General features: G+C 60.9%; 5 protein-coding genes. All 5 read left to right on the top strand.

All coding sequences use genetic code 11. The features are described from left to right. A partial coding sequence (locus MK181_10705; GenBank protein ID MCH2420269.1) for a hypothetical protein occupies positions 1-747 on the top strand: 747 nt, incomplete at its 5' end. A gap of 122 nt (positions 748-869) precedes the next feature. Then, positions 870-1,814, top strand: a complete 945-nt coding sequence (locus tag MK181_10700) for an ABC transporter permease (protein ID MCH2420268.1) — start codon at positions 870-872, stop codon at positions 1,812-1,814. 120 nt (positions 1,815-1,934) lie between these two features. Next, complete coding sequence (locus tag MK181_10695) at positions 1,935-2,759, top strand: ABC transporter permease (protein MCH2420267.1); 825 nt, start codon at positions 1,935-1,937, stop codon at positions 2,757-2,759. Between the two features lie 15 nt (positions 2,760-2,774). Then, positions 2,775-3,932, top strand: coding sequence for an ABC transporter ATP-binding protein (locus MK181_10690; GenBank protein ID MCH2420266.1), 1,158 nt, complete (start codon positions 2,775-2,777; stop codon positions 3,930-3,932). Next, positions 3,932-4,936 carry an ATP-binding cassette domain-containing protein gene (locus MK181_10685; protein MCH2420265.1) on the top strand — a complete coding sequence of 335 codons (1,005 nt, stop codon included), beginning with the start codon at positions 3,932-3,934 and terminating at the stop codon, positions 4,934-4,936. The genes MK181_10690 and MK181_10685 overlap by 1 nt, the downstream gene beginning before the upstream one ends. Positions 4,937-5,181: the final 245 nt, after the last annotated feature.

Raw genomic sequence — 5,181 nt, 5'->3', positions numbered from 1 at the left:
CTGGCCAACAACCAGGAAGCGGTCATCGAGGCACTGGGTGGAGCCGGGATTTCAGAACCGGTCACACAGATGTTCTCGAAGGACAGCCCCTGGTACTCGCAGGCGGTAGCCGACTCGTATCCGCATTTCGACTTCGACGCTGGAATTGCTCTGCTTCAGGAGTACGTGGACGATCCGTCTCGTTCCGACGGCAAGGCAGTCGGAGAGAAGATCCATGTCGATCTGGCCTGTCCGATGGACCCGACGCTCGTAGCAGCGATGTCGGTTCTCGACCAGTTGTGGACAGCGACCGGGCTCGTCGACGTCGACGTCGACACGGGGAACGATCAGCAGACCCACATCAACGTCTCGTTGGGAATCGCCAACGGCTTCCTGGGTGACCATGGTGCCCACTGCTGGCGTTACGGCAGTGAGGCCGATCCGTCAGTGCCCATGGGTCAGGCCTTCAACAACTGGCAGGCCAATCCCCTGAACTTCTCCAACTACGACAACGCGGAGATTCAGGGCTACTTGGCAGACGCCCTAGTGACGAGCGTCTTCGAAGAGCGCCATGCGCTCTACGAGAAGATCGGACTCATCGCCAATCAGGACGTGCCGCACTGGTTCTCAGGCGGCACGGCAACGGTTATCGCGGTTGATGATGCGATCACCGGACTCGACACGTGGGTCCTGCCGGACGGAACATTGGGTATCGGCCATCCAAGTGCCGTTGGCAGGTGGGAACAGGTTTGGCGGACTGACAACTAGATCTGGCCAAACACGGATAGGTAGTTAGGTGTAGCGGGGGTCGTGTCGTTAAGGCACGGCCCCCGCAACACGCTTTTCTATGGGAGGTAGCCATAGGGAAGGTGAGGGGATAGATGTCGAACATGATCGCGATTCGCCTGACGCGTCTTGTCGTGACGGTGATCGTGGTCTCCTTCGTCACTTTCGTCGGCGTCAACGTCCTACCGGGCGACCCCGTCAACGCGCTGATCCCGATCGATGCTCAGCAAGATCGGGAGTTTGTTGAACAGATCCGGGAGGAATGGGGTCTGAACGACCCGCTGATCGTCCGCTATGGACGGTGGCTGGGCGACGCAGTGCAGGGAGACCTCGGCCGTTCCCTCGTTACCGGACAGCCGGTGACTGATGAGATCACCCACCGGTTGCCGATCACCCTCGAGTTAATGGCCGTTGCCGTTGGCTTCTCACTCCTGATAGCGGTTCCCCTGGGGGCGTTTACCGGCTACCGGGAGGGGCGAAGATCGGATCGCTTGGTCAGCGGGTTTGCCCAGGCCGGGCTCAGTCTGCCTGTATTCGTCACCGGGCTGATCCTCATCTACGTGTTTGCCCTAAAACTCCAGTGGTTCCCCGCTGTCGGATGGAACAGGCTCAGTAATGGGCTCGGACCCAACCTTAAGAGCGTGGCCCTCCCTGCACTGTCGTTGGCCGTCACAGAGATCGCTGTCTATACGCGGGTCCTTCGATCCGACATGATCGCCACCCTGAAGGAGAACTACATCCTTTCAGCGCGAGCGAAGGGGTTGACCGACCGGTTCATCCTCTTCCGGCACGGTCTCCGACCGAGCCTCCTCACGCTCGTCACGGTGGTCGGCCTGAACATCGGATTCTTGATCGGCGGGTCGCTTGTCATCGAGTACCTGTTCGCCATTCCGGGCCTTGGAAAGCGCCTATTTTCGGCGATCCAACAGCGTGACTTCATGATGGTCCAAGCCATCACAATCCTCATCACCGTCTTCTACGTGATTGTCAACACGGCCACCGACCTCGTCTACATGGTCGTCGACCCCCGGATACGGAGGACGAACTAAGTGTCCAAGTCATCGGGCGGTACCTGGGCTCCGTCGATGCTCCGGCGGGGGCCAAGGAACGCCGAGCAGATGTTCCCGGGTTCGTCCGGGAAAAGTTGGTTCGGGAATTGGTTCGGGAAGATGCCGTGGCTGACCAAGCTCTGCTTCCTATGGCTGATTCTGGTGATCCTCGCCGCAGCACTGGCTGACCTGATCCCCGGCCTAGCCGACCCCAACTATCAGGGCTTCGTCTTTGGCGAGGGGAAGACCAACGAGGGCCCGACGGCCAGCCACTGGCTGGGCACCGACAACGTCAGCCGCGACATCCTCGCCCGGCTGATCTACGGAGCCAGGGTCTCGCTCATCTTCGCCTTCTCGCTAGTAGCAATAGGAATCATCGTCGGCGGCACACTTGGGTCGATCGCCGGCTATTTCCGGGGACTCCTCGAGACCTTTCTGATGGCTCTCGTGGATACCTGGCTGTCGTTCCCGGCTCTCATCGGTCTGGTGTTCATCACAACGATGCTTGGAATGCGCAACCTCCTAGTCCTAGTCCTGGTCGGTGCCGTCTTCGTCTGGCCGTCGTACACACGAATTGCCCGTGCCACCGCCCTCTCGGTCAGCGGACAGGACTTTGTCACCGCGGCAAGGGCCATTGGCACCAGCAGGAAACGGATCCTGATTCGGGAAATTTTCCCCAACGTGTTGCCCGCGCTCCTCGCCTACTCGCTGGTCGGCCTCCCAGTTCTGATCATCCTCGAGTCAACGCTGTCTTTCCTCGGTCTCGGGGTAGAGATCCCAACAGCCTCCTGGGGAGGGATGATCAACCAGGCCCGGCAGGACCTCCTTATCAACATCTGGCCCGCCGTGTGGCCTGCCGTGACGCTGTTCATGACGGTCTATTCGTTCAACAATCTTGCCGACTGGGTTCGGACACAAGCGGCCACCCGGTCCGCTGCGATCTGAAATGGAATCGCTCTGATGGCCGTCTCAGAAGAACCCACATACACCTCGACATCGTCTGAGTCGATGGGGGGATCGGAGATCCTTCGCGTCGAGGATCTCCATACGAGCTTCTTCCTGCCGATCGGCGAATTGCAGGCCGTGCGCGGGGTCAGTTTCAGCCTTAAGCGCGGGCGGTCCCTGGGCATCGTCGGTGAGAGCGGTTCAGGCAAGACGGTTCTCGCCCGGTCGATCATGTGCCTCAACCTGGGTTCCAACGTCAAGACCAGCGGATCGGCCTTCTTCGACGGCCGCGACCTCCTCGCGCTGTCCCGCCGGGAAATGCGACGCCTGTGGGGAACAGAGATCGCCATGATCTTCCAGGACCCCATGACCTCGCTGAACCCGATGGTCAAGATCGGACGTCAGGTCATCGAACACCTGAGGCAACACAAGAACGTCAACCGCCGGGAAGCAAAGCAGACCGCTCTCGACCTTCTCAACGAGGTACGGATTCCAGAAGCTGAATCCAGAATCGATCGGTTGCCCCACGAGCTCAGTGGCGGCATGCGCCAGCGGGTCTCCATCGCCAGCGCCCTGGCCTGCGAGCCGTCGCTGCTCTTCGCCGACGAGCCGACCACCGCCCTGGACGTAACCGTCCAGCACCAGATCCTCAACCTGTTGAGCCGCGAGCAACGTCAGCGCAACATGACCATGGTGATGGTGACTCACGACCTTGGGGTCATTGCCGGTCGAACCGACGACACCCTTGTCATGTACGCAGGCAAGGTCGTGGAACAGGCTTCGACGGACGAAATCTTCGAAAAGACCCAACACCCGTACACGGAAGCGCTCATGCGTTCGATTCCGCGAACAAGCCAGGCAAGCCATACGCCGTTGGCGGCGATCACCGGCCGCCCACCGGTGGCCACCCACCTTCCAGCTGGTTGTGCGTTCAGTCTCCGTTGCCCGTATGTGCAGCCGAAGTGCCACGAGGAGGACCCGCCACTGGTTTCGATTGGCACCTCAGGGCATAAGTCAGCCTGCTGGTATCCGGTGGGGTCTGATGCCAACCGTGAGGCGTTCGAACGGAACCTCTCCGACCGGTTACCACAGACACTTGCCGTGGCCGAATCCCTAGGCGCTGATCAGAGTCCGGGAATACCGGCAGATCTTCCGGATGGAGGGATCGCCTAATGGCTGGATCGGGGAAGGCCCATCTTCGTCCCGCCGACGAAGTGCTGATCCAGGTTGAGGATCTGGTAGTCGAGTTTCCGGCGGCCAAAAAACGCACCGTGAAAGCAGTGAGTGGGATCAGTCTGGACGTCAAGGCCGGAGAGACGCTCGGTCTCGTCGGCGAGTCAGGTTGTGGAAAATCCACCGTCGCCCGCTCCCTTATCCAACTGCCTCCACCCAAGAGCGGGTCGGTAGTCGTGAACGGCGTCGAGTTGACCGACTTGTCCGAACAGGGACTACGACCTCACCGAACTCAACTCCAGATGATCTTCCAGGATCCGATCAGCTCATTGAATCCCCGTCGACGGGTAGCCGACATCGTCGCTGAACCACTGCGGGTGTGGGGTCCACACGGCGAAGAAGAACAGATCGAGATCGTTGATCGGATGCTGCACGCCGTCGGGCTCGACCCGGAGGTAGCCCGAGACAAGCGACCCCACGAGTTCTCCGGTGGCCAGTGCCAACGGATCTCCATTGCCCGGAGCCTGGTCCTCGGACCCAAGGTCCTCATCTGCGATGAGCCGGTCAGCGCCCTGGACGTCAGCGTCCAAGCCCAGATCCTCAACCTGCTCCGCGACCTCAAAGCCGAGTACGGCCTGACCCTGGTCTTCATCGCCCATGACCTGGCCGTCGTCAAGAACGTCAGCGACCTGGTGGCCGTCATGTACCTGGGGAAGCTTTGCGAGGTCGCGGAACCCGACGACCTCTACGCCAACGCCGCGCACCCGTACACGTCGCTTCTCCTCGAATCCATTCCGGAACCGGACCCGGCGGCCATCATCGACGAAACGGTGGACCTGGTAGGCGAGGTCCCGTCGTCGATCGATCCTCCTTCCGGCTGCCGGTTCCGAACACGGTGCCCCCATGCCACGGAAAAGTGCGAAAACGAAGAACCGCAGATGCGTGAGGTCTCGACGGGCCACCACGTGGCCTGCCATCACCCCTTGGTGGCCGTAGCCGGCTGAGTCACGTCGCCCCTTTGTGGGTGCACCATTTGTGTTTGCGCCTAATCGCGACGATCCTGCTGGTCCCGGAAAGACGTTTCTTCCCTTCGTGCTCGTCACGCGGGGGGATACCGAACTCAACGAAAGGCAGTTTCATGCCACGTCGAACCTTCTCGCTGGCCCCCGTCCTCCTCTCCGTAGCGTTGCTAGCTGGAGCCTGTGGCTCCGATGACGCTGCTGACGGTCCCGCTGCTACTGCGGCTACG

This window comes from Acidimicrobiales bacterium, assembly GCA_022452035.1.
Taxonomy (GTDB): domain Bacteria; phylum Actinomycetota; class Acidimicrobiia; order Acidimicrobiales; family MedAcidi-G1; genus UBA9410.
Note: the sequence above shows the minus strand (reverse complement) of the source record. Positions and strands in the feature narration are given on the sequence as shown.